Annotated in this window: 24 protein-coding genes and 1 riboswitch; of the genes, 12 read left to right on the forward strand and 12 right to left on the reverse strand. The window is 70.8% G+C overall.

Annotation, left to right across the window (positions count from 1 at the left end):
• Positions 1–120: 120 nt before the first annotated feature.
• On the reverse strand, positions 121–1941 hold the full coding sequence (locus tag J8M50_RS13220; protein WP_010350445.1) for a phenazine-specific anthranilate synthase component I: 1821 nt from the start codon (positions 1939–1941) through the stop codon (positions 121–123).
• Positions 1942–2032: 91 nt separating this feature from the next.
• Positions 2033–2089 (reverse strand): trp operon leader peptide, encoded by a 57-nt coding sequence (locus J8M50_RS50065; protein ID WP_107399763.1) that lies wholly within the window; start codon positions 2087–2089, stop codon positions 2033–2035.
• A gap of 82 nt (positions 2090–2171) precedes the next feature.
• Between J8M50_RS50065 and J8M50_RS13230 the strand changes: the two genes are divergently transcribed.
• Both J8M50_RS13230 and J8M50_RS13235 read left to right on the forward strand, forming a co-directional pair.
• Entirely contained in the window at positions 2172–3527 is a 1356-nt protein-coding gene (locus tag J8M50_RS13230; protein WP_010350444.1) for a class II 3-deoxy-7-phosphoheptulonate synthase, read from the forward strand.
• A 124-nt stretch (positions 3528–3651) separates the two neighbouring features.
• The gene (locus tag J8M50_RS13235; protein WP_010350443.1) at positions 3652–3885 is read left to right on the forward strand and encodes a (2Fe-2S)-binding protein; all 234 of its coding nucleotides are present in this window, start codon (positions 3652–3654) and stop codon (positions 3883–3885) included.
• Positions 3886–3895: 10 nt separating this feature from the next.
• Here the strand turns inward: J8M50_RS13235 and bfr are convergent, their stop codons facing one another.
• Positions 3896–4375 carry a bacterioferritin gene (gene bfr, locus J8M50_RS13240; RefSeq protein WP_010350442.1) on the reverse strand — a complete coding sequence of 160 codons (480 nt, stop codon included), beginning with the start codon at positions 4373–4375 and terminating at the stop codon, positions 3896–3898.
• 182 nt (positions 4376–4557) lie between these two features.
• Between bfr and J8M50_RS13245 the strand changes: the two genes are divergently transcribed.
• Complete coding sequence (locus J8M50_RS13245; RefSeq protein ID WP_029183373.1) at positions 4558–5190, forward strand: sulfite oxidase-like oxidoreductase; 633 nt, start codon at positions 4558–4560, stop codon at positions 5188–5190.
• A 15-nt stretch (positions 5191–5205) separates the two neighbouring features.
• Here J8M50_RS13245 and J8M50_RS13250 read toward each other — a convergent pair whose 3' ends face one another.
• The 6 genes from J8M50_RS13250 to thiO form a co-directional block, all read right to left on the reverse strand.
• Positions 5206–5676, reverse strand: a complete 471-nt coding sequence (locus J8M50_RS13250) for a DUF4396 domain-containing protein (RefSeq protein WP_010350440.1) — start codon at positions 5674–5676, stop codon at positions 5206–5208.
• A 74-nt stretch (positions 5677–5750) separates the two neighbouring features.
• The gene (locus tag J8M50_RS13255) at positions 5751–6617 is read right to left on the reverse strand and encodes a deoxyribonuclease IV (RefSeq protein ID WP_029183372.1); all 867 of its coding nucleotides are present in this window, start codon (positions 6615–6617) and stop codon (positions 5751–5753) included.
• Positions 6618–6649: 32 nt separating this feature from the next.
• Complete coding sequence (gene pknB / locus J8M50_RS13260; RefSeq protein WP_010350438.1) at positions 6650–8563, reverse strand: Stk1 family PASTA domain-containing Ser/Thr kinase; 1914 nt, start codon at positions 8561–8563, stop codon at positions 6650–6652.
• 581 nt (positions 8564–9144) lie between these two features.
• Positions 9145–9939 carry a thiazole synthase gene (locus J8M50_RS13265; protein WP_010350437.1) on the reverse strand — a complete coding sequence of 265 codons (795 nt, stop codon included), beginning with the start codon at positions 9937–9939 and terminating at the stop codon, positions 9145–9147.
• A 3-nt stretch (positions 9940–9942) separates the two neighbouring features.
• The gene (thiS, locus tag J8M50_RS13270) at positions 9943–10143 is read right to left on the reverse strand and encodes a sulfur carrier protein ThiS (RefSeq protein WP_010350436.1); all 201 of its coding nucleotides are present in this window, start codon (positions 10141–10143) and stop codon (positions 9943–9945) included.
• A complete protein-coding gene (gene thiO, locus J8M50_RS13275) occupies positions 10140–11306 on the reverse strand; it encodes a glycine oxidase ThiO (RefSeq protein WP_010350434.1) in 1167 nt (388 codons plus the stop codon). Before thiO ends, thiS begins: the two co-directional genes overlap by 4 nt.
• A riboswitch (TPP riboswitch) is annotated at positions 11304–11416 on the reverse strand. (Overlaps the previous gene by 3 nt.)
• A gap of 52 nt (positions 11417–11468) precedes the next feature.
• Here thiO and J8M50_RS13280 point away from each other — a divergent pair.
• The 6 genes from J8M50_RS13280 (at position 11469) to J8M50_RS13305 (ending at position 16742) form a co-directional block, all read left to right on the forward strand.
• Positions 11469–11813, forward strand: a complete 345-nt coding sequence (locus J8M50_RS13280; RefSeq protein ID WP_010350433.1) for an avidin-fold protein — start codon at positions 11469–11471, stop codon at positions 11811–11813.
• Between the two features lie 32 nt (positions 11814–11845).
• On the forward strand, positions 11846–13078 hold the full coding sequence (locus J8M50_RS13285; RefSeq protein ID WP_029183371.1) for an NAD(P)/FAD-dependent oxidoreductase: 1233 nt from the start codon (positions 11846–11848) through the stop codon (positions 13076–13078).
• 224 nt (positions 13079–13302) lie between these two features.
• Entirely contained in the window at positions 13303–13668 is a 366-nt protein-coding gene (locus J8M50_RS13290) for an Rv2175c family DNA-binding protein (protein ID WP_010350431.1), read from the forward strand.
• A gap of 253 nt (positions 13669–13921) precedes the next feature.
• Entirely contained in the window at positions 13922–14566 is a 645-nt protein-coding gene (gene thiE, locus J8M50_RS13295) for a thiamine phosphate synthase (protein WP_010350430.1), read from the forward strand.
• 236 nt (positions 14567–14802) lie between these two features.
• Positions 14803–15726, forward strand: a complete 924-nt coding sequence (gene metF, locus J8M50_RS13300; protein ID WP_029183370.1) for a methylenetetrahydrofolate reductase [NAD(P)H] — start codon at positions 14803–14805, stop codon at positions 15724–15726.
• 59 nt (positions 15727–15785) lie between these two features.
• Positions 15786–16742, forward strand: a complete 957-nt coding sequence (locus J8M50_RS13305) for an SCO2102 family sporulation regulator (protein WP_010350428.1) — start codon at positions 15786–15788, stop codon at positions 16740–16742.
• Positions 16743–16779: 37 nt separating this feature from the next.
• Here the strand turns inward: J8M50_RS13305 and J8M50_RS13310 are convergent, their stop codons facing one another.
• From J8M50_RS13310 to J8M50_RS13320, 3 genes are all read right to left on the reverse strand, one after another.
• Positions 16780–18294, reverse strand: coding sequence for a phytoene desaturase family protein (locus J8M50_RS13310; RefSeq protein ID WP_029183369.1), 1515 nt, complete (start codon positions 18292–18294; stop codon positions 16780–16782).
• Positions 18295–18646: 352 nt separating this feature from the next.
• Positions 18647–19258 (reverse strand): DUF4126 domain-containing protein, encoded by a 612-nt coding sequence (locus J8M50_RS13315; RefSeq protein WP_029183368.1) that lies wholly within the window; start codon positions 19256–19258, stop codon positions 18647–18649.
• Positions 19259–19684: 426 nt separating this feature from the next.
• Complete coding sequence (locus tag J8M50_RS13320) at positions 19685–20311, reverse strand: TetR/AcrR family transcriptional regulator (RefSeq protein WP_010350425.1); 627 nt, start codon at positions 20309–20311, stop codon at positions 19685–19687.
• 201 nt (positions 20312–20512) lie between these two features.
• Between J8M50_RS13320 and J8M50_RS13325 the strand changes: the two genes are divergently transcribed.
• The 3 genes from J8M50_RS13325 (at position 20513) to J8M50_RS13335 (ending at position 22658) form a co-directional block, all read left to right on the forward strand.
• On the forward strand, positions 20513–21055 hold the full coding sequence (locus J8M50_RS13325) for an SAV_6107 family HEPN domain-containing protein (protein WP_029183367.1): 543 nt from the start codon (positions 20513–20515) through the stop codon (positions 21053–21055).
• A 107-nt stretch (positions 21056–21162) separates the two neighbouring features.
• Complete coding sequence (locus tag J8M50_RS13330) at positions 21163–21981, forward strand: class I SAM-dependent methyltransferase (protein WP_010350423.1); 819 nt, start codon at positions 21163–21165, stop codon at positions 21979–21981.
• A 284-nt stretch (positions 21982–22265) separates the two neighbouring features.
• Positions 22266–22658, forward strand: coding sequence for an SCO2097 family morphological protein (locus J8M50_RS13335; RefSeq protein WP_010350422.1), 393 nt, complete (start codon positions 22266–22268; stop codon positions 22656–22658).
• Positions 22659–22717 lie beyond the last annotated feature (59 nt).

The following is a 22717-nucleotide window of genomic DNA, read 5'->3' on the forward strand; positions in this document are numbered from 1 at the left end:
CTGTCTTTTAGGGACGCGGGGCGCGAGCTTTCCCCACGAACCTCAGCCGGGTCTTTTAGGGGCGCGGGGAACTGCGCGACCAGCCACAACTCACCCGCACCCGACCGACAACCCAACCCCTTACCCCACCACCCTCACCGCCCCCATCAACTCCCGCACAATCTCCGCCCCATTGATCGTCAACACCGACTCCGGATGAAACTGCACCCCCGCGAACCCCGGCCCCCGCACCGCATGCACCTCCCCGTTCTCCGCCTTACTCACCTCCACCTCCGTCTCCCCACACCGCGCCACGAAACTGTTGTAGAACCCCACGACCTCCCGCCTCCCGAACAACTCGATCTCCACCTGAGCCCCCTGAAACGGCACTTCCTTCCGCACGATCTCCATCCCCAGCTCGGCGGCGATCAGCTCATGCCCGAGACACACCCCGAGCACCCCGTACCGATGCCCCCGCAGCAACTCCGAGGTCAGCCCCCGCAGGAACCGCATCTTGGGATCACCAAGGTCGGACGGATCACCGGGCCCGGGGCCAAGGACAACGGGCCCCGGGTGCGCGAGCACGACCTCGCGTACCCCGGGTTCGTCATAACGACAAACGCTCACCTCGAACCCGCCCATGCGAAGCACATGCGCGAGCATCGCCGTGAACGTGTCCTCCCCGTCCACAACAAGCGCATGCCCCGCAGCCATCGCCGAAGGCACCTGCATCCGCAGCCAGAACGGCGCCAGAGAGGACCGGCGAGAATCCAACGCGGCCCGCACCCGCGCATCGTCGGCCAAACGCGGCAGCCCCCGCTCAGAACGCGGCCGGGACGGACGTACCCTCAAAGCCGCCAACACCCCCGCAGTCTTCGCATGAGTCTCCGCCACCTCACCAGCCGGATCGGACCCGCGCACAAGAGTCGCCCCGACAGACACCCGCAACCGCCCCTCGGCGGAGATATCGGCCGTACGGATCAGAATCGGCGAGTCGAGAGTCTGCGCACCCCCGGCATCACGGCCCAACAGAGCCAGCGCACCCGCGTAATACCCCCGCCCCCCGACCTCGTGCCGCTCGATGACCCGGCACGCGTTCTGCACGGGCGACCCGGTGACGGTCGCGGCGAACATGGTCTCGCGGAGAACATCCCGCACGTCGAGGGAGGACTTCCCCCGCAACTCGTACTCCGTGTGCGCGAGATGAGCCATCTCCTTCAGCCGGGGCCCGATCACCACCCCGCCCATGTCCCCGACCGTGCACATCATCTTCAGCTCCTCGTCGACGACCATCGACAGCTCCTCGATCTCCTTGCCATCGGCGAGGAAGTCGAGAAGGTGCTCCGGCGTAGGCCCCTCGGCGGGATAGCGGTACGTCCCGCTGATCGGGTTCATGACGACGGTCCCGCCGGACATCCGCACGTGCACCTCGGGCGACGCGCCGACAAGGGTCCGCTCCCCGGTGTGGACGACGAAGGTCCAGTACGCGCCACGCTCACCGACGAGGAGCCGCCGGAAGAGAGCGAGAGCGTCGTTGCGCGAAAATCCGTCGATACGACCTTCGTACGTCCGCCGGATCACGAAGTTGGCCCCCTCCCCGCTCCCGATCTCGTCCCGCAGCACACGCCCGACGATCTCGCCGTACTCGTCGTCGTCGACGTCGAAGCGGCCGTCGTCCACGCGGACGTCGTGGGAGGGGAGTTGGGCGAGCGCCTCGTCCAGCGTGAGGACGTGGGTCTCCTCGGGACGCAGGACGGTCAGCGGAGTGCCGTCGTCGCGGACGTCGAAGCCGCGCTCGCGGATCTGGCGGAACGGGATGAGCGCGAGGCCGTGGTCGGGGAGGTCGGCGAGGCGGTCGTACACCTCGGTCGGCCCGAGCAGCAGCTCGACGGTGTCGCCGTCGTGGCCGGGCGTACGGCGGCGCAGGAGCGCGAAGGGGCGGGGGTCGTGCAGGAGGTCCATGGTGTGAGGTCTCTCTGTGGTGGTGAGAGACGGACCCCTGGGAAACACGAAGGCCGCCTCTCGGAGGCGGCCTGTGGGTTGTACGCGCAGATCAGCGGGCCGCCGGGGGAGCGGTCCACCACCAGGTCTGGGTCGAGTGCGCGAACATGCGGCGTACCTTACAGCACACCTGTGTCTCACCTTTCGAGCCGTGCGAAAACCCGTCGACACGACCCCGTAATGTGGAGCCCGTGACCGTGAACGCTGATTCCCAAGCCGTCGCCGCGCTGGCGACCTGGCGCGACCTGCCCGCGGCGCAGCAGCCCGAGTACCCCGACACCGAGGCTCTGCGCAAGGTTGTCGCGGAGCTGGAGTCGTATCCGCCGCTCGTCTTCGCGGGGGAGTGCGACCAGCTGCGCAGCCGGATGGCGGCCGTCGCCAAGGGGGAGGCGTTCCTTCTCCAGGGCGGCGACTGCGCCGAGGCGTTCGACGCCGTGGGTGCCGAGCAGATCCGCGCCAAGCTGAAGACGCTCCTCCAGATGGGCGCCGTCCTGACGTACGCCGCCTCGGTGCCGGTCGTGAAGGTCGGCCGTATCGCCGGCCAGTACTCCAAGCCGCGCTCCAAGCCGACCGAGACCCGCGACGGCGTGACCCTGCCGACGTACCGCGGCGACTCCGTCAACGGCTTCGACTTCACCGAAGAGGCCCGGATCCCGGACCCCGAGCGGCTGAAGCGGATGTACCACGCCTCCGCGTCGACGCTGAACCTGGTGCGCGCCTTCACCACCGGCGGGTACGCCGACCTGCGCCAGGTGCACGCCTGGAACCAGGACTTCGTGAAGTCCTCGCCGTCCGGCCAGCGTTACGAGCAGCTCGCGCGCGAGATCGACAACGCCCTGAACTTCATGCGGGCCTGCGGGACCGACCCGGAGGAGTTCAAGACCGTCGAGTTCTACTCCTCGCACGAGGCGCTGCTGATGGACTACGAGTCGGCGCTCACCCGCGTCGACTCCCGCACCGGCAAGCTGTACGACGTCTCCGCGCACATGGTGTGGATCGGCGAGCGCACCCGCCAGCTCGACCACGCGCACATCGAGTTCGCGTCGCGCATCCGCAACCCCATCGGCGTCAAGCTCGGCCCGACGACCACCGCCGAGGAGGCGCTCCAGTACGTCGAGCGGCTCGACCCCGACCGGGAGCCCGGGCGGCTGACGTTCGTCGTCCGCATGGGCGCCGACAAGGTCCGCGACAAGCTCCCCGAGCTGGTCGAGAAGGTCACCGCGTCCGGCGCGGTGGTGGCCTGGGTGACCGACCCGATGCACGGCAACACCTTCGAGGCGGCCTCGGGCCACAAGACCCGCCGCTTCGACGACGTGCTCGACGAGGTCAAGGGCTTCTTCGAGGTCCACAAGGGCCTCGGCACGCACCCCGGCGGCATCCACGTCGAGCTGACCGGTGACGACGTCACCGAGTGCGTCGGCGGCGGCGACGAGATCTTCGTCGACGATCTGCACCAGCGGTACGAGACGGCCTGCGACCCGCGGCTCAACCGCAGCCAGTCGCTTGACCTGGCGTTCCTCGTCGCGGAGATGTACCGCGACCAGTAGAGGTACCGGCTCATGCCTTGGGGCGCGGATCACATGCGATCCGCGCCCCTTCGCACTTTTGCGGCACCTGTCCGCCGGGTAAGGTTAGGTTCACCTAATCGTTCTTGGTGGGAGGTGAGTCCGCGTGTACGTGTGCAGCTGCTTCGGTGTCACCGAGGCACAGGTCCTGCGGCACGCGGGCGACGGCGCTTGCACGCCCCGCCAGATAGCCTCCGCCTGCAAGGCCGGGACGGACTGCGGCTCGTGCGTCCGCCGTATCCAGGCGATCCTGGGCCGGGGGGCCTGTAAGACGGCGGTGACCCGGCTGGAGTCGGTGGACTCCTCGGACTCGCTGGAGTCGTTGGAAGAAGCCGCCTAGCTTCTCCGGCTCAGCTCTCCGGCTGTTCGATCAGCTGGGCGATGTACAGCGCCTCGCCGAGCTTCTCGACCAGTTCGAGCTGGGTGTCGAGGTAGTCGATGTGGTGCTCCTCGTCCTCCAGGATCGACTCGAAGATGTTCGCCGAGGTGATGTCGCCCTTCTCGCGCATCACCTTGATGCCGCGCTTCAGGCGGTCGATCGCCTCGACCTCGACCATGCGGTCGGCCTCGAACATCTCCTTGACGGTCTGGCCGATCCGGACGTGGAAGAGGCGCTGGTAGTTAGGCAGGCCGTCCAGGAAGAGGATCCGGTCGGTCAGCACCTCGGCGTGCTTCATCTCGTCGAACGACTCGTGCCGGGTGTACTTCGCGAGCTTCGTCCAGCCGAAGTTCTCCTGCATCTTCGCGTGCAGGAAGTACTGGTTGATCGCCGTCAGCTCACCCGTGAGCTGCTCGTTGAGGAATTCGATGACTTCCGGGTCGCCCTGCATCGCCAAGGCTCCTTCCGTACGGGATCTGTGGGGGGATCGGGGGGATCTATGGGGAGGACGCGGCCGATGATGGCACTGGTGCGGAAGATCGTCCAGTAAGTGCGGGCTTAGTAAGTAAGGGCATGCTTAGTTCGAATTGCCCCGATTTTCGGGTTCGTATTCGCGTCTGTCAGGATGGAGCCATGGGTCGTCCGGTGGAGCGGGAATCAGGAGAGAGCGGACCGTCCGAGCTTCCGCCGGGGCAGCGACTCCAACGCGGCTGGCCGGTCACGCACTACGGCCCCGTCCCCAAGTTCCGCCCCGAACGCTGGGATTTCCGCGTCTTCGGCGCCACCGCCGACGGGGAGAAACACAGCTGGAACCACGAGGAGTTCGCGGCTCTGCCGTACGCGACCGTCGTCGCCGACCTCCATTGCGTGACCAAATTCAGCATGCTCGGCGCGGAATGGGGCGGTATTCCGGCGAGTGCGGTCCTCGCGCTCGCGCCGCCCGCTCCTGACGTCACCCACGTCATGGTGTGGGCCGAGTACGGGTACAGCGCCAACCTCCGGCTCGCCGACTTCACCGACCCCCGCAGCCTCTTCGCCAGCCACAAGGACGGTGAACTCCTCACCGCCGAACACGGGTTCCCCCTGCGCCTCGTCGTCCCGCACCTCTACGCCTGGAAAGGGCCGAAGTGGGTGCGCGGCATCGAGTACATGACCGCCGACCGGCGGGGATTCTGGGAGGAACGGGGCTATCACAACGTCGGCGACCCCTGGCGCGAGCAGCGGTACTCGTACCAGGAGACGCCTGGGGAGGGGCCGGAGCTGTAGGGCTCCGGTGGTGCTTCAGTGGTGGTGCTGGTGGACCACCGCGTGGCCTTTTCCGCGCCCGATCATCCACTTGTTCACCGGGACGGTGACGAGGAACGCGATCACCAGTGAGATCGCGAGCGAGCCCCAGAACAAGAAGTCCGCCAGTTCCGCGTCCATCGCGTCCGGCCACACCACGATCACGCCGTTGTCGATCAGCTCCATGACGGCGATCGACAGGGTGTCCGCGGCCAACGCCACCCGAATGGCCGCCTTCAGCCCGAGCCCGCTCTTCAGCACCCCGCGCAGGGTGAGCGAGTAGCCGAAGAAGAACGCCAGCACGATCGCGAGAAGCGTGGTCGGCAGGTTTCCCCACCCGAACGCCGTACCGATCACCATGCCGAGCACTTCGCCGATGGCGCATCCGGTGAGGCAGTGGAGGGTGGCCTGGATCGCCATGGCCCAGGTCGCGGGGGCGGGGTGGTGGGTGTGTGCTTCGTGCTGCATGGGGGCTCCCGGGGTCGGGGACGGAACCTGCACCAGGCCCGAACCATATACCCCCCTGGGGTATTCCCCCAGGGTCAGTCGTCCCGCAGTTTCTTCAGGCGCGCCACGTCCGCCGCGTGGCCCTCCTTGCCGCCGGGGGTCTCGATGATCAGGGGGACGTTCTCGGTCGCCGGGTGGGTCATCAGGGCGCGGAAGGGGTCCTCGCCGATGTGGCCGGAGCCGATGTTCTCGTGGCGGTCCTTGTGGGCGCCCACGACGTCCTTGGAGTCGTTGGCGTGGATCAGCTTCAGGCGGCCCTCGCCGACCGTGTCGACCAGCAGGTCGAGCGTCTGGTGCATGCCGGTCGGGCCGGTCAGGTCGTGGCCCGCGGCGAAGATGTGGCACGTGTCCAGGCAGACGCCGAGTTTCGGGTGGGCGTCCAGGGCGTCGAAGTAGGGGCCGAAGTCCCAGGTGCGGGAGCAGAGGGACGAGCCCTGTCCGGCCGTCGATTCGAGGAGGAGGTACGGGTCGTCGTCGTGGGTCAGCTCGTCCAGCAGCGGCAGCATGTGCTCGCGGACCTGGCTCAGCGCCACCTTCCGCTCCCGGCCGCCGGTCGCGCTTCCCGTGTGGACGACGACCCCGAGCGCCCCGATCTCCCGCGCCCGGCGCAGCGAGTGCCGCAGCGACTCCACCGACTTCTCGACGGTCGCCTCCGTGTGGGAGCCGAAGTTGATCAGGTACGGCGCGTGCACGTACGCGGGCTTGCGCAGCTCCTCGCACGCCTGCCGGAACGCCTCGTCCTGCCGCGGATTCCCGACCGGCGTCGCCCACCCCCGCGGGTTCGCGACGAAGACCTGCACGGTCTCCGCCTCCAGCTCCTCGGCGTACGAGAGACCGACGGAGTGCAGACCACCGGCCACGGGGACGTGGCCGCCTACGGGGTTACGGGAGGGGAAGTTCACGCTTCCAGGGTGTCACGCGGGGCGGGCGCCCCTCACCGGATGGTGATCGTGATCGTCGACCCCTTCGGCGCCGTGTCCCCCGCGTCCACCGACTGTTCCTTCACCGTGTCGCCGAAGAGGCCCAGCAGACCCCGGTCCTCCTTGACCTTGAAGCCGGACTGTTCGAGCTGCTTCTTCGCGTCGTCGACACTCGATCCGACGACGTCCGGGACCTCGATCATCTCCGGGCCCTTGGACAGGGTCAGCGTGACCGTGTCGCCCTCGGCGGCCTCGTCGTCCGCGCCGGGCGACTGCTCGGCGACCTTGCCCTTGTCCAGCTCGGAGTTGACCTGCGTCGAGGAGATCTCGACCTTGAGACCGGCCCCCTCCAGCGCGGTCGTCGCCGCGTCGAGGTCCTGCCCGGTGACGTCCGGGATCTCGACGGCCGCGCCCTTGCTGACGACCAGTGCGACGGCGGACCCGGCGTGCCGGGACGTGCCGACGGCAGGCGTCGTACGGATGACGGTCCCCTTGGCGGCGGAGTCGTCGAACTCGCTGGTCACGACGCCCGGTTCGAGCCCGGCAGCGGTGAGGCGCTTGCTCGCCTCGGCCTGCGGGAGGCCGGTGATGTCCGGGACGCGGACGGTCTGCGGGCCGTCCGAGACGGTCAGCGTCACCGAGTCGTTCTTGCGGATGCGCGCGCCCGGCGCGGGGTCCGTGCTGATGACGGTCCCGCGCTTCACGGTGTCGCTGTACGCGTGCTTCACGTCCCCGACGCCTAGCCCCGCGTCGTCCAGCCGCTCCTTCGCGACCGCCTCGGTCTGCGTGAGGACCGCGGGGACGTTCGTGAACTGCCCCGAGTTGATGTACCAGACGCCCGTACCGATCCCGAGGACCAGCAGAACCCCGGCCACGAGCGCGACGACGCCCCGCCGGCGCCGTACCGGACTCCTGTGCGGCGGGGGAGGGGGCGCCTCGAAGCGGGACGTGTGCTGGACGTCGTCCTCGTTCACCGGCAGCAGGCGCGGGACCGTCAGCGACCTCGGGATCACGCTCGTACGGTCCTGCGCGATGTCGTGCTCCGACGCCGTCGACTGCGGCGGCACCGCGTCCAACTGCTCCTCGCTCAGCGCGGCGCGCGCGGTGCGGACCTGGCCCAGCAGCTCCACCGCGTCGTTCGGCCGTACGTCCGGCGTGCGCGCCGTCGCCGACGCGACCAGCTCGTCCAGCTCGTACGCCAGACCCGGTACGGCCGCCGAGGGCGGCGGGACGTCGTCGTGCAGGTGCTTGTACAGGACGATCGCCGGGGTCTCGCCCTCGTGCGGCTGCGCGCCGGTCAGCATCTCGTACAGCAGGACCCCGCACGCGTACACGTCCACGCGCGCGTCCGCCGTACCTCGCTCCGTCTGCTCCGGCGCGAGGTACGCGACCGTCCCGAGTACGCCGCCCGTGCTCTCCGTCACCGTCCCGACGGACCGTACGAGCCCGAAGTCCGCGACCTTGACCCGGCCGTCGTCCCCTATCAGCACGTTCTCGGGCTTCATGTCCCGGTGCACGAACCCGGCACGGTGCGCGGCGCCCAGCGCGGCGAGCACCGGCTCCAGAATGTCCAGCGCGGCCCGGGGCTGCAACGCCCCTCGCTCCCGCAGCACATCCCGCAACGTGCACCCGGCGACGTACTCCATCGCCAGATACACGTACGGCCCGTCGGCCCCCTGATCGAACACCTGTACGACATTCGGATGAGCCAACCGGGCGACCGACTTGGCTTCCCGGATGAACCGCTCCACGAACACGCTGTCCGCAGCCAGCGCCGGATGCATCACCTTGACGGCCAGCACCCGGTCCAACCGCATGTCGACGGCCCGATAAACCGTGGCCATCCCGCCAACCGCGATCCGCGCGTCGACGCGATAACGCCCGTCGAGCACCTGCCCGACGAGAGGGTCCTGAAGGGTCGTATCCACGCCGCCGAGTCTACGAGCCACCACTGACACGGAGATCCGCAAGCCAAGAATGGGAACGGCCTTGTGACGTGAAACGGGGGAGTTCCCTGGAGGGAAGGGTTCCGGTAGTGGCGGGGATCACGGGGGCGAGGCGAGGAGGAGAAGGCAGAGAGCCCACGACCGGCACCCCGACGGACGGACCACAAGGCCCCCGCAAACGAAATCTCCCAGCCCGAGAAAGCACCCCGAACACCCTCGTGCCCGACCCCGGGAGCCTAACCAGGACGGCCCCCGAGGGGTGACCCCCACCGGAGCCGACACGCGAGCCCTCCACCGAACAGGGCTGGTCTGTCCGCCTGGGCGACTGCGCCTGCCTGGCGGCTGTGCCCGTCCGACGGCCCGGCCTGCCCGATAGTCGCGTCTGCTCGAAGCTGAACCCGCCCGATAGCTGAGCCCGCCCGACAGCCGCGCCCGCTGGGCGGCTGCGCCCGCGCGGGGGCAGCCGCCGGACGGATAGCCGCCGATGGTGGGAAGCCCCACAGGAAACGTCCACCCATCAACCGACTGGAAACGGGCGGCGCGTGGGTGGGGAAAGGAATCGTTCAGAACGACGGGCGTTCAGGGTCGAACTCCGCCAACCCCTCCGCCGGGGACGACGCCTCCGCGAAATACCGCCGAGGAATCCGCCCCGCCAGCCGAGCCGACCTCCCCGCCTCAACCGCGTAGCGCATAGCCGACGCCATCAGCACAGGATCCTGCGCCCGAGTCACCGCAGACGCCAGCATCACCCCCGCGCACCCCAACTCCATCGCGAACGCCACATCCGAAGCCGTCCCGGCCCCCGCATCGAGAATCACCGGCACGCGCGCGTGCTCGACGATCAACTGGAAATTGTGGGGGTTACGGATGCCGAGCCCGGACCCGATAGGCGACCCCAGCGGCATCACAGCCGCACACCCCACATCCTCCAGCTTCCGCGCGAGAACGGGATCGTCGTTCGTGTACGGCAGCACCGTGAACCCGTCGTCCACCAACACCTCCGCCGCCTCCAGCAACTCCACAGGATCCGGCAACAACGTCCGCTCATCGGCGATCACTTCGAGCTTGACGAGCGACGTCCCCAGCGCCTCCCGAGCAAGCCGAGCGGTCAGAACGGCCTCCCCCGCGGTGAAACAACCGGCCGTATTGGGCAACATCCGAACCCCGAGCCGATCAAGAACGGACAGAACCGATCCCTGCGTGGAGGGATTCACCCGCCGCATCGCAACGGTCGTCAACTCGGTCCCGGACGCGACGAGCGCCCGCTCAAGGACATCGAGACTGGCCGCACCCCCGGTCCCCATGATCAGCCGGGAGGAGTACGCCGTACCCCCCAGCAGAAACGCATCATCAGCCATGGCTCAACCTCCCTGGACAGCGGTGAGGACTTCGACACGATCCCCGTCGGACAGAACGGTCGTCGACCACCCCGCGCGCGGGACGACGATCTCGTTGAGCGCGGCGGCAACCCCGGAGGGAACGGGCGAGAGCGTACGGACGACGGAATCGAGCACAGTCCCGGCGTCGACCACACGCACCTCGCCATTGACGGAGATGTTCATACGGAGTGCTCCAGAAGCGAACCGGCACCGAAGCGCCGGGGAGTGAAGGGACGGGCTTCCTCGGGCAGCTCACCGCAGGTCAACGCGTGCGCGAGCGCATCCCCGGTGACCGGCGTCAACAGCACCCCGTTGCGATAGTGCCCGGTCGCGAGGAGCAGCCCGTCGAGCCCGGTCGGCCCGAGGAGAGGCGCGTTGTCGGGAGACCCCGGCCGCAACCCCGCACGCGTCTCCGTGAGCGGCAGCTCGGTGATCCCGGGCACCAGCTCGTGCGCGTCGCGCAGCAACTCGTACACACCCCCCGCGGTGACGACGGTGTCCCACCCCTGCTCCTCGGTGGTGGCCCCCACGACGAGCTCCCCGTTGGCGCGGGGCACGAGATACACGTGACTGCCACGGACGACGGCCCGCACGGTACGGCTCAGGAAGGGCGCGTAGGCGGCCGGCACGGAGAGCCGCAGCACCTGCCCCTTCACGGGCCGCACGGGCGGCCGTACGGCGTCGGGGACCCCGTCGAGCCGCGCGCTGAGGCTGCCCGCGGCGAGCACGACCTGCCCGGCGCCGAGGAACGCACCCGCGCGCGTGTGCACGCCGGTGGCCCGCCCCCCGGTGACGTCGAGCCGCTCGGCCCACTCCCGGTGGAAGGCGACCCCCGCACGCGCACAGGCGACGACGAGCGCGGCGGCGAGCCGACGGGGATCGACCTGATGGTCACCGTCGACGCGCAGCCCCCCGCGCACACCGGGCGCGAGCATGGGCTCCAGACGGCGGCACTCTCGCCCGGACAGCCACTCCGACTCCAGCCCGGACTGTCGTTGCAGCGTGTGCAGTTCCCGCAGGTGGGCCCGGTCGTCGGCGTCGAGCGCGACGGCGAGCGTCCCGCAGCGGCGGTAGCCGACGTCGTGCCCGGTGACCTCGGTCAGCTCGGCCACGAAATCGGGATACCGGCGCGCGGAGGCGAGGTTCAGACCCAGCAGGGTCTGCTCACCGTGGTGCAGCTCGGTGACGGCGGCCAGCATCCCGGCGGCGACCTGAGCGGCCCCGCCCCCCGGCTCAGGATCCACCACAGAGGCCCTCAGACCGCGCTGTGCGGCCCGCCAGGCGGTGACGAGCCCGATGATCCCGCCCCCGACCACGAGGACGTCAGACGGACGCGTAGGCGACATGGGCGTCCAGCCCCTCCCTTCGCCGGCATGACCCGGATCAGGTTCGTACGGTCGGAGGCCGGCCAGCCTCCCTCTCAGCCCGGTACGCCCGGGCTCCCGCGAGTGCTTTACGTTGGCCCCACCCTAGCCCGCACCCCCCGCACCTCGTAAAGGGAGCCTCAGTTGACCCTCGACGGCCTCGTGTTCGCCCCCGTCGCCGACCAGGCGCCCGGCCAGGTCGGCACGGGCACCCGGTTCACGTACCACGAGTCCGACGGCGTCGTCTGGGCCGACTACGCGGGCGGGGACGTCGTACGCGGCCACCTCGTCGGCACGCGCGCGGGGGACCGCGTCGACTTCCGGTACGTCCAGCTGCGCACCGACGGGACGACCGCTTCCGGCCACTGCGTGTCGACCGTCGTGCCCCTCCCCGACGGGCGCGTACGGCTCGACGAGACCTGGGAGTGGGAGTCCCGGCAGGGCACCGGTACGAGCGTTGTGGAGCAGGTCACGGAACCGGGCCCCTGACTGACTCACCGTCACGCAACTATGGTGATCGAGTGAGCGAGCAGACGCAGGAAACGGACGCCCCGCGCGTGGTCGTCGTCGGCGCCGGGATGGCCGGGGTGCAGACCGCGGTCGCCCTGCGCGAACAGGGCTTCGCCGGGACGGTCACCGTCATCGGCGCGGAAACCCACCAGCCGTACGACCGTCCCCCGCTCTCCAAGGCCGTCCTGCTCGGCAAGTCCGACGGCTCCGCCTTCGACATCGACTTCCCCGGCCTCGGCATCGACCTCGTCCTCGGCCGTGAGGCCCTCGCCGTGCGTCCCTCGGAGCACGTCGTCGACACGGACGCCGGTGCGGTCCCGTACGACGTCCTCGTCCTCGCCACCGGCGCCGAACCGATTCTTCTGCCCGGCACGGAGGGCGTCCCCGGCGTCCACCTCCTGCGCACCCTCGACGACGTCGAACGGCTCCGTCCCGTCCTCGCCGACCAGCACGACGTCGTGGTCGTCGGGGCGGGGTGGATCGGCGCGGAGTTCGCCACCGCCGCGCGCGAGGCGGGGTGCGCGGTGACGGTCGTCGAGGCGGCGGACCGCCCTCTCGCGGGCGCGCTGCCCGCCGACGTCGCCGCGCCCATGGCCTCCTGGTACGCCGACCTCGGGGTCGAACTGCGCACCCACGCGCGCGTACGGAGCGTCGAGCCGGGTGCGGTTCTCCTGGACGACGGCACGCGCATTCCTGCGGGGGCGGTGCTCGTCGGTATCGGCGCGCGGCCCGCGACGGCGTGGCTCCGCTCCTCGGGGGTGAACCTGGGAGCGCACGGCGAGGTCGTCACCGACGAGCACCTCCGCACGTCCGCGCCCGACGTCTACGCCGTCGGCGACTGCGCCTCGTTCCCCTCCGCGCGGTACGACGAACGCCTCCTGATCCACCACTGGGACAACGCGCTCCAGGGCCCGCGCACGGTCGCCTCCAACATCCTCGCCTCCGCCACCGGCGCCCCTCCGGTCGCCTACGACCCCGTCCCGTACTTCTGGTCCGAGCAGTTCGGGCGGTTCGTGCAGTACGCGGGGCATCATGCGGGGGCCGACACGATGATCTGGCGCGGGGAGCCGTCCGGACCGGCGTGGTCGGTGTGCTGGCTGCGGGAGGGGCGGTTGGTGGCGCTCCTGGCGGTGGGCCGGCCTCGGGATCTGGCGCAGGGGAGGCGGTTGATCGGGGCGGGGGCTGTGATGGATGCGGGGGTGCTGGGGGATGCGGGGCTGCCGTTGAAGTCGGCGGTGGCGTGAGGGGCGGGTTTCGGCTTTGTCTCCTTGTCGACCTGTTTGGCGGCCGGATTTTGGCGTTCCTGGCGGGTTCTCGGTGCGGGTGTTCGGTGGGTCCCGGGGCGGGCTTTCGGTAGGCGTTCAGCGGGCTGTGGGGCTCCCCGAGGGGTTTTTGCGGGTGCCCTCAGAGGGCCGGTCCGGGTGGGCTCCGCTTCCGCGTGTCAGTGGCAGATGGCAGGCTTGATGTCGTGACCGAGATTGACACGAAGATCGACGCGCTTGTCCCCGCCTGGCTGACCCTGCCCGACATCGCCGAACTGCTCGACGAGGAGGTGACGCGCGTACGGCAACTGGTGAAGGAGGGCCAGCTGATCGCCGTCCGCCGCGGTGAGAACCGAGCACTGCACGTCCCCGCCTCCTTCATCGACGGCGACAAGGTCGTCAAGGGCCTCGTCGGCCTCCTGACGCTCCTGAGGGACGACGGCTTCACGGCCGAGGAGATGATCGAGTGGCTCTTCACTCCCGACCCCACTCTCCCCGGCACCCCGGCCCAGGCACTCCTGGAGAACCGGGGCACCGAGGTCAAACGCCGGGCCCAGGCACTGGCGGTCTGACCGACACGCGGTGAGGTACGGCCGTGCGTCTCGATGAGGCACGGCTGTACGTCGCCGGGGGCGCCCACTTCCGCCGGTTCCCAGGCACGGCGCCTGGAGCGGCTCCCGGGGTCCCTGAGAGGTGGGCCGGAATCACTGCGCCCGAAAACGCCGGGCCTGACGAACTCCGCACGCCCACCAGCCTCGCAAGTTTCCCGACCCCACCGCCGGGAACTCCCTCCCAGAACCCAACCCAACCCACCCCGGGGGACCCATGCCCGACGCCGCAGCGCAGCTCGCCGACGCCCGTCTCTACCTCTGCGTGGACGCCCGCAAGCGCCAAGGCGACCTCCCGGAGTTCCTGGACGCCGTGCTCGCCGGGGGAGTGGACATCGTGCAGCTCAGGGACAAGGGTCTGGAGGCCGCCGAGGAGCTGGAGCACCTCGCCGTGTTCGCGGACGCCTGCGCACGGCACGGCAAGCTCCTCGCCGTGAACGACCGCGCGGACATCGCGCATGCCGCCGCCGCGGACGTACTGCACCTCGGACAGGGCGACCTCCCCGTCCCCGCGGCGAGGGCGATCGTGAGCGGGAACACACTGATCGGCCGCTCCACGCACTCGGTGGCGGAGGCGGAGGCCGCGGCGGCCGAGGAGGGTGTCGACTACTTCTGCACGGGCCCCTGCTGGCCCACCCCCACGAAGCCCGGCCGCCCGGCCCCCGGCCTCGACCTGGTCCGCCACACCGCGTCCCTCGCGCCCACCCGCCCCTGGTTCGCGATCGGCGGCATCGACCTCACGAACCTCGACGAGGTCCTGGAGGCGGGCGCGCGCAGAGTGGTGGTCGTACGCGCGATCTCGGAGGCAACAGCCCCCGGCGAGGCGGCGGCGAGCTTCAAGAAGCGCTTGAACGAGGTGTAACCGGGGAAGGCCGCGCGGACAGGGACGTACCGGAGCGCGGGCCGCCCCCTGAAGGACGCCGGGCCCCCGCCAGAGCCCACCTCGACCCCGCCTAGAGCCCCCAACACCCCCCAACCCCACCGAACCCGCCCATTCCCCCCACCCCCAGTCCGATATACGGACACCGCCCCCGCGGATTAGGGCAATTTCCTCAGGGCCGGTTGGGGGAGTGGCCCGGTGCTGGCTAACCTGCGGGTATGGCCCTCGGAACCGCATCCACAAGGACCGACCGCGCGCGCACGGTGCGTGACATTCTGGCGTCCGGCAAGACGACGTACTCGTTCGAGTTCTCGGCCCCGAAGACGCCGAAGGGCGAACGGAGCCTGTGGAGCGCGCTCAGGAGAGTCGAGGCGGTGGCACCGGACTTCGTGTCGGTGACGTACGGCGCCGGCGGCTCCACGCGCGCGGGGACGGTGAAGGAGACCGAGCAGATCGTCGCCGACACGACGCTCACCCCGGTCGCCCACCTGACCGCCGTGAACCACTCGATCGCGGAGCTGCGCAACATCATCGGCCAGTACGCCGACGCCGGGATCAGGAACATGCTCGCGGTCAGGGGAGACCCGCCCGGCGACCCGATGGCCGACTGGATCGCGCACCCCAGCGGACTGACGTACGCGGCGGAACTGGTCCGCCTGATCAAGGAGTCCGGCGACTTCTGCGTGGGCGTCGCCGCGTTCCCGGAGATGCACCCGAGGTCGGACCACTGGGACACGGACGTCGCGCACTTCGTCGACAAGTGCCGCGCGGGCGCGGACTACGCGATCACCCAGATGTTCTTCCAGCCGGAGTCGTACCTGCGCCTGCGCGACCGCGTCGCCGCCGCGGGTTGCGACACCCCGGTCATCCCCGAGATCATGCCGGTCACCAGCGTCCGCATGCTGGAGCGGCTCCCGCAGCTCAGCAACGCGGCCATCCCGTCCGCCCTGAAAGAGCGGATCCTCACAGCGAAGGACGATCCGGCCGCTGTACGCTCCATCGGTATCGAATTCGCCACGGAGTTCTGCGCGCGGCTGCTCGCCGAGGGCGTCCCCGGACTGCACTTCATCACGCTCAACAACTCCACGGCGTCGCTGGAAATCTACGAGAACCTTGGCCTGCACCATCCCCCGCGGGCCTAGACCGGTCGCACGGAAATAAGACACACTGCGTAGCGGCCACTGGGAGAAGAGGGGCGTACATGGGCTGGACGGTCCTCTACATCGCGTTCGGCGTCGTCGCACTCTGGCTGCTCGGCGAAGTGCTGTTGCAGTACAAGGCGCGGCTGCGCTGGCGGCTGCTGGCGTTCGCCGGCTTCCTGGGCGTCGTCTTCGGTGTCCTGATCCCATCGGTCCCGGTGATCGCCGTGGGCGCGGTCGCGTTCGCGATCGGGCAGACGTACGTCACGCTGTCGTTCCGCAAGGGCTTCGAGTCGGGCTGGGCGGTCAGCCGCCCCGGCCTCGCGGAGAGCTTCACGAAGCGCCGCAAGGGCAAGAAGGCCGACGACGACCCGGCCGGCCCGCCGACCCCGCCCCCCGGCACGGCCGAGGCCCCCGACGCGCCGTACGAGACCGCCGCCCCCTCCCTCGACGCCGCGGCCACCGCCGCCTTCGAGCGCGCGACCGGCGACTACGACGACGACTTCGACCGCGACGACGTCTTCACCCCGGCCCGCCCCCTCCAGCCGTCCGCCGACACGGTCTACGAGCCCCAGCCGCTGCCGGACGAGACCGGTACGTACGGCGTCTACAGCGACGCCGCGTACGCGGCGGCCACCGGCCAGGACCAGTACGCCGCGTACTACAACCAGCAGCAGGGCTACGGCTACGACACCACCGGCGAGCAGCAGCAGTACGCCGCCTACTCCGACCCGTACATCGGCACCCAGACCTACGGCACGGGTACGTACGACACCACCGGCTACGACCAGCAGCAGTACGGCACTCAGCAGGGCTACCCCCAGGACCAGTACGCCCAGCAGGGCTACCCGACGGAGACCCCCGCGGGCGGCGTCTGGGTCCCCCAGCAGCGCAACACGGACGACCCGTCCTACGGGGACCTCCCTGCCGACCAGCAGTACTACCAGGACGGCCAGGGCCAACAGCAGCAGCAACAGCAGCACGGCAACGGGTACGACGAGCAGCAGTACCGTTTCTGAAGCGCTGGGCGAGGGGCTGGGCCGTCGGGCGAGCAGCTCACTGTGACCCCCTGAACTCCAGCCCTTCCACGATCAGTCCCGCCACCAGTGCCCCCGACATGCCCGCGTGCGGCAGTCCTCCGCCGGGGTGGGACCAGCCGCCCACGGTGAACAGGCCGGGGAGGGCGGTCGTGTTGGCCGGGTGCAGCAGGCGGCCCTCCGCCGCTGCCAGCGAGGGGGGCGGAATCGAGCCACCTTCCGCGCCGGTCGCCGCCGCGATGTCCGCCGGGGTGCGCACCTCGCGCCACAGGAGCCGCTCCCGCAGGCCCGGTACGGCCCGTTCGGCCGCCGTCAGCATCGCCTCCGCCGTGGCTTCGTGATCCCCCTCGACGCCGGCCGGGACCGTGGCCGTGAGGACCATCGCCTCGTGCTCGGCGTCCGGGGTCAGCGCGGGGTCGTCGGGGCGCAGGACGGTGACCGTGGGGGCGGCGGGGGGCGTCGGCGGCGTACCGAAGAGGGACGCCAGCTCGGCCTCACGGTCGGGGGTGTGGACGACGGTCAGATGTGGGGTGCCCTCGGGGCGGGCGCCGCGCAGCGCGAGCAGCACCGTCAGCCGGCTGGGCAGTCCCCGCTGCGGCTGCACCTCGCCTTCCGCGCGCGGAGGGACACCGGGGAGGCCGGGGGCGGTGCCGGTGACGACGAAGTCGGCGTCCACGACGGTGTTGCCGGCTGCGGCAGGGGCGTCCCCGGACGTGCTCTTTGCCACCTCCACCCCCGCCACCCGGCCGTCCTTCTCCACCACCCGCACCACCTCCGCGCCGAACACGAACTCCACCCGCCGCGCGAGGCACCGTTCGTACACCGCGCGGGCCAGTTCGCGCAGGCCGCCCCGGACGTACCAGGTGCCGAACGCGTGCTCCAGGTACGGCAGGACGGCCGCGCTCGCGGGCGCGGTGCGGGGGTCGAGGCCGTGCGCGAGGGCGTGGCTCTCCAGCAGCGCGGCGAGGCGCGCGTCCCGCAGCTCCCAGGCGCCGACCTCGGCGAGCGTGCCCGCCCTGCGCGTACGCAGGAGCCGCTTGTGCGGGACCGACGGGTACGGCTCGCGCCCCGCCAGCACCTCCCAGTTCGGCCACAGGGGCTCCTCCAGCAACGGCCGCCGCGTACGGTCCCACGCCTCCCGCGCCCGCACGAGGAAGTCCCCCCACCGCGCGCCCGCGCCCGCCCCCAGCGCCTCGTCCAGCGCCGAGACGACGCCCGCGCGCGAGGCGTTCGGCAAGGACACCGCGCTCCCGTCCGCGAACACGTGCCGCGCCGAGGGATCGACCTGCACCAGCCCGACGACGTCCTCCAACGCCTCCTTGCCGGTCTTGACGAACAGATCCCGCCACACCGCGGGCAAGGTCAGCACCCCGGGCCCCACATCGAACCGAAACCCGCCCCGCTCCCACCGCCCGACCCCACCGCCGTACGTCTCCCCCCGCTCGTACACCACCACCCGATGCCCAGCGACAGCCAACCGCGCAGCCGCCGCCATCGCGCCCATCCCAGCGCCGATTACCACGATCCGTCCCATGCCAGCGACTGTATCGGCCACCACTGACAGTGAGGACGGGGTGGTGGCCGGCCTTGGGGTGCACGGGGCGGTGGCGAGGTGGGCCGGTCCGATGGGCGGCGGGGCCAAGGCGGTGTGGGAGCTCGGCAGTGCCTTCGGGTCGCTCACGGCGGCCCGCCCCGTTTCGCCCGGACCGGTGTACGGCCCCGACCACGACGCCCCGCTCCGCCCGGCAACTGCCCTCGAACTGGTCCGGCCTCGTGCGCCAGAGCCCACCCCACCCCGCCCGGCGACGGCTCTCGGATGGGCCCGGCCTCGCGCGCCCGAGCCCCGTCTCACCCACTACCCCGCAGCACCCCAAAACCCCGTCACCTCACCCCGGCGACCCTCCCCGCCCCGCCAGCCGTCGTTCCTCCCGGCGTTGGGCCCTCCGGCGCAGGAAACGGCGGATGCGGGACGCGAGGAAGACCAGGAGGACCAGGCCGGTCACGAGGAGCGTGCCCGCGATCACCGCCGCTGCCCCGGGGTGGAACATCGCGAACGTCACCAGCCCCCCGACGCCCAGATCCTCCGCAAGGCTCACGATCAGGTTGCTGAAGGGCTCGGGTGACGTGTTGACGGCCATCCTCGTGCCCGCCTTCACCGCGTGGCTCGCGAGTGCCGTGGAGCCGCCCACGAGGCCTGCGGCGATGTCGGAGAGCGACCCGGAGTGGCCCGCGAGGAGTGCGCCGACCCAGGCGCCCGCGACGGGCCGGATCAGCGTGTGGACGGCGTCCCAGACGGAGTCCACGTACGGGATCTTGTCGGCGACCGTGTCGCACAGGAACAGCACGCCCGCGACGACCAGGACCTCGGGGCGTTGCAGGGTTTCGGGGATCTCGTCGCTCAGACCTGTCGCGCCGAACACGCCGAGCAGCAGCACCACCGCGTACGCGTTGATGCCGCTGGCCCAGCCGCTGGTGAACACGAGGGGGAGTACGGACACGGACGCGATGGTAACCAGGGCGGGGCGAGCCGGCCTGGTGATGAGCACCCAGCTCTGAGTATCCGTACCTAACCCCCGAGATGAGTACGCGCGCGGATGGGTGCCGACCTGCGTGAACGGGAGAGTGGAGGCACGGAAAGGGGCCCGGTCGCCGGTACCGCCGACACGGGGCGGCGGAACCGGAACCGGCCCCAGACCGCTCCTTCCGCCGGCTCGGTCGGCGGGAGCGAGGCACGGGGGACCCCTGGGGGGAACGACCGGACGGGGGACCGACGGGGGAAGCAGGAACGGGGGGACCGGGGGGAACAGGGGGAAACGGGGGAGGAAGCGCCGGTTCGACGGTGGCTCGCGGGGGACGCGGCCCACGTCGGACCGGCGCTTTCGTCATACACCCCGGTAAGGGGCGCTATCCCAGGAGGACGCCCCTTACAGCCGCCCGCTCACCCGCCCCTGCAACAGCCGCGACAGCGCCGCGTGGACCTCGTCCAGCGACCGCTCCGGCTGGAACGCCTGCCAGTCCAGCGCCGCGACCAGCACCATCCCGACGAGCGCGGCGGCGGTCAGCGGTACGTCGATGTCGTCCGCGAACTCGCGCTCCTCCACACCCGCACGCAGCACGTCCTCGACGACGGCCACCGCCTCTTTCCGCACGACCATGAGGGTCGACTGCCACGCACGGTTCGTGCGCCACAGCTCGGCCACGTACAGCTGCGTGAACGCGGGATACCGGTCGATGAACACGAGCCCCGCGCGGATCATCGCGTCCAGCGCGTCGACCCGCGTACCGCCCGCGCGCGCGGAGCGCTGCGACGCCTCTCTCAGGGAGGCGGTCAGCAGACCCACGCCGTGGCGCAGCAGCTCCTCGAAGAGGACGGACTTGCTGGCGAAGTTGTAGTACACGGTGCCCTTGGCGACGCCCGCGCGCTCGGCGATCTCGTCCACCGTGGTGGCGGAGAAGCCCTGCTCGGCGATGAGCGTGACGGCCGCCTCGTAGAGCTTCTGCCGAGTGGCCGCGCGGCGGGTGCCACCGCCCGACGTGGTGCTGCTTTCCATACGGTCGATTCTCACAGGAACGGGAGCGCCGGGGGACCGCTTCGAAGATCGCCGCGAAGACAGGGCACGAGCGACGGCCCGAGCCGGTGGTCGAACTCCTGATCGAGGTAAAAGACCAGGTCAGAACGGATTGTCAGTGGCATACCTCACGATGGGCACATACGGCCACAGTGCCGTCACCCAGACGACAGGAGGTTCGTCATGGCCAGCTACCGCGCGGCAGCCGCACACCGGCACGGCGTCACCGGCCCTGCCCCCTCACCGAACGGCCCGGCGAGCGACGTACACCCCGTCCTGCGCCGCGCCACGGCCCCGCCCGCCGCCCTCGACCTGCTCACGCAGGCGCGTACGGGCCTGGACGAGGCGGCCGTCCTCGACACCCCCAACGAGCGGTACGCCACGGCGCACCTCGCGGCGCTGCGCACCGCCGCCGCCGTCCTCGCGGCCCGCGCCCGCCCCGACCTCACACCCAGGCGCCGCGCCCGCATCCGCAGCGCCTGGGAACTCCTCCCCGAGATCGCCCCCGAACTCGCCGAGTGGAGCGCCCACTTCGCCGCGGGCGCCACCCGGCGGGCCCGCGCCGAGGCCGGCATCGTCGGCGCGGCGTCCCCGCGCGACGCCGACGACCTCATACGCGACGTCGCGATGTTCGTCCGCCTGGTGGAACGCCTGCTGTCCGTCCAGCCGGTCCTGCCCCGCCAGAACCCGCCGGGAGGCGACCACGACTACCCGCACGCGGGCTGACGGCACGGCCGAGGCAATAGGGTGGACGTGCACGAAGCCCTCATCTCGGGGGTGTCCGTCCGCTCCGCCGGGTAACGCGGCGGGGCCGCGTCTAGGAGTCAGTTGCCGTGTCGGATCCGTCGCGCTCGTCCGCCCCGCAGGAACGTCCGCAGACCGGGGCGCTGGGGACCGATCCGGCGAGGCCGCGTTCGTCACTGCGCACGGCCGTCGTGTGGGAGGTGCTCCAGGAGGCGCTGGAGCGCCGGGTCAAGGGCAGCGGCCGGGAGTCGCTCGACGTGCTGGACGCCGGGGGCGGCAGCGGCAACTTCGCCGTACCGCTCGCCCGGCTCGGCCACCGGGTGACCGTCGTCGACCCCAGCCCCAACGCCCTGTTCGCCCTGGAGCGCCGCGCGGCCGAGGCCGGCGTCGCCGACCGCGTCCGGGGCGTGCAGGGCGACGCGGGCGGCCTGTTCGACGTCGTGGAGCGCGGCGGGTACGACGCCGTCCTGTGCCACGGCGTCCTGGAGTACGTCGACGACCCGGCCGACGGCGTCCACAACGCGGTGGCCGCGCTGCGCCCCGAGGGCGTCCTCAGCCTCCTCGTGGCGGGCCTCGGCGGCGCCGTCCTCGCGCGGGCGCTCGCCGGGCACTTCAAGGAGGCCCGGCACGCGCTCGGTGACCCCAGTGGCCGATGGGGCGAGGGTGACCCCGTCCCCCGGCGCTTCACGGCCGGACAGCTCACGGAACTGGTCGAGGGCGCGGGCCTCGCCGTCGGCGCTGTGCACGGCGTACGGATCTTCGCCGACCTCGTCCCCGGCGTCCTCGTCGACACCGAGCCCGGCGCGCTGGAGGCCCTGTTGAAGCTGGAGGAGGCGGCGGCGGAACTGCCCGCTTTCCACTCCGTGGCGACCCAGCTCCACGTCCTCGGCGAGACCCGCGCGAGCTGACCGGTCCCTTTACACCCCCTTGACCCTGGCTTGATCATGGTCCCGGCCGTGATGGAGTACGCCACAGGCCCTCCGTTACGGCTTTGTGAGCCGTATGATCGAGGGAGACCGTCCGGCATGACGGGTCGGCCGCCGGGGAATGGAAGCCTCAGCGAGCCGGGACGTTCTTGACGGGTTCTGGTTGGCCAATTGGCGTAGAGGGGCGGGTTTCACGGGGGCGATTCCCTGCCTATCCTGAAGGGACCCCCGGGTCGCCCCGGCGACTGCACGATGAGGAGGACGCCGTGCCGCTCTCTGAGCACGAGCAGCGAATGCTTGAGCAGATGGAGCGAGCGCTGTACGCCGAAGACCCCAAGTTCGCGACAGCGCTTGAGGGAAGCGGGCTGCGGACGTACACCCGGCGACGGGTCTACCAGGCGGTCGCCGGCTTCCTCGTAGGTATCGCGCTCCTCATGGCCGGTATGGTCGCCCAGCAGGTATGGCTCAGCGTGGTCGGGTTCCTCGTCATGCTGGGATGCGCCGTGCTCGCCGTGACCGGTTGGCGCAAGGCCCCCAAGCCGGGCGAGCAGCCCACGACCGGTGGCCAGCAGGCCCGCCAGCCCCGGTCGAGGCGCTCCATGATGGACCGCATCGAGCAACGCTGGCAGCGCCGCCGCGACGAGCAACAGGGCCAGTGACCCGAAGCTCGTAGCGCACGGCTCCTGACACGTACGACTGAGGGGGCCACCCGATGGGG

Source organism: Streptomyces acidiscabies, assembly GCF_020010905.1.
In the GTDB taxonomy this organism is placed as follows: Bacteria; Actinomycetota; Actinomycetes; order Streptomycetales; family Streptomycetaceae; genus Streptomyces; species Streptomyces acidiscabies.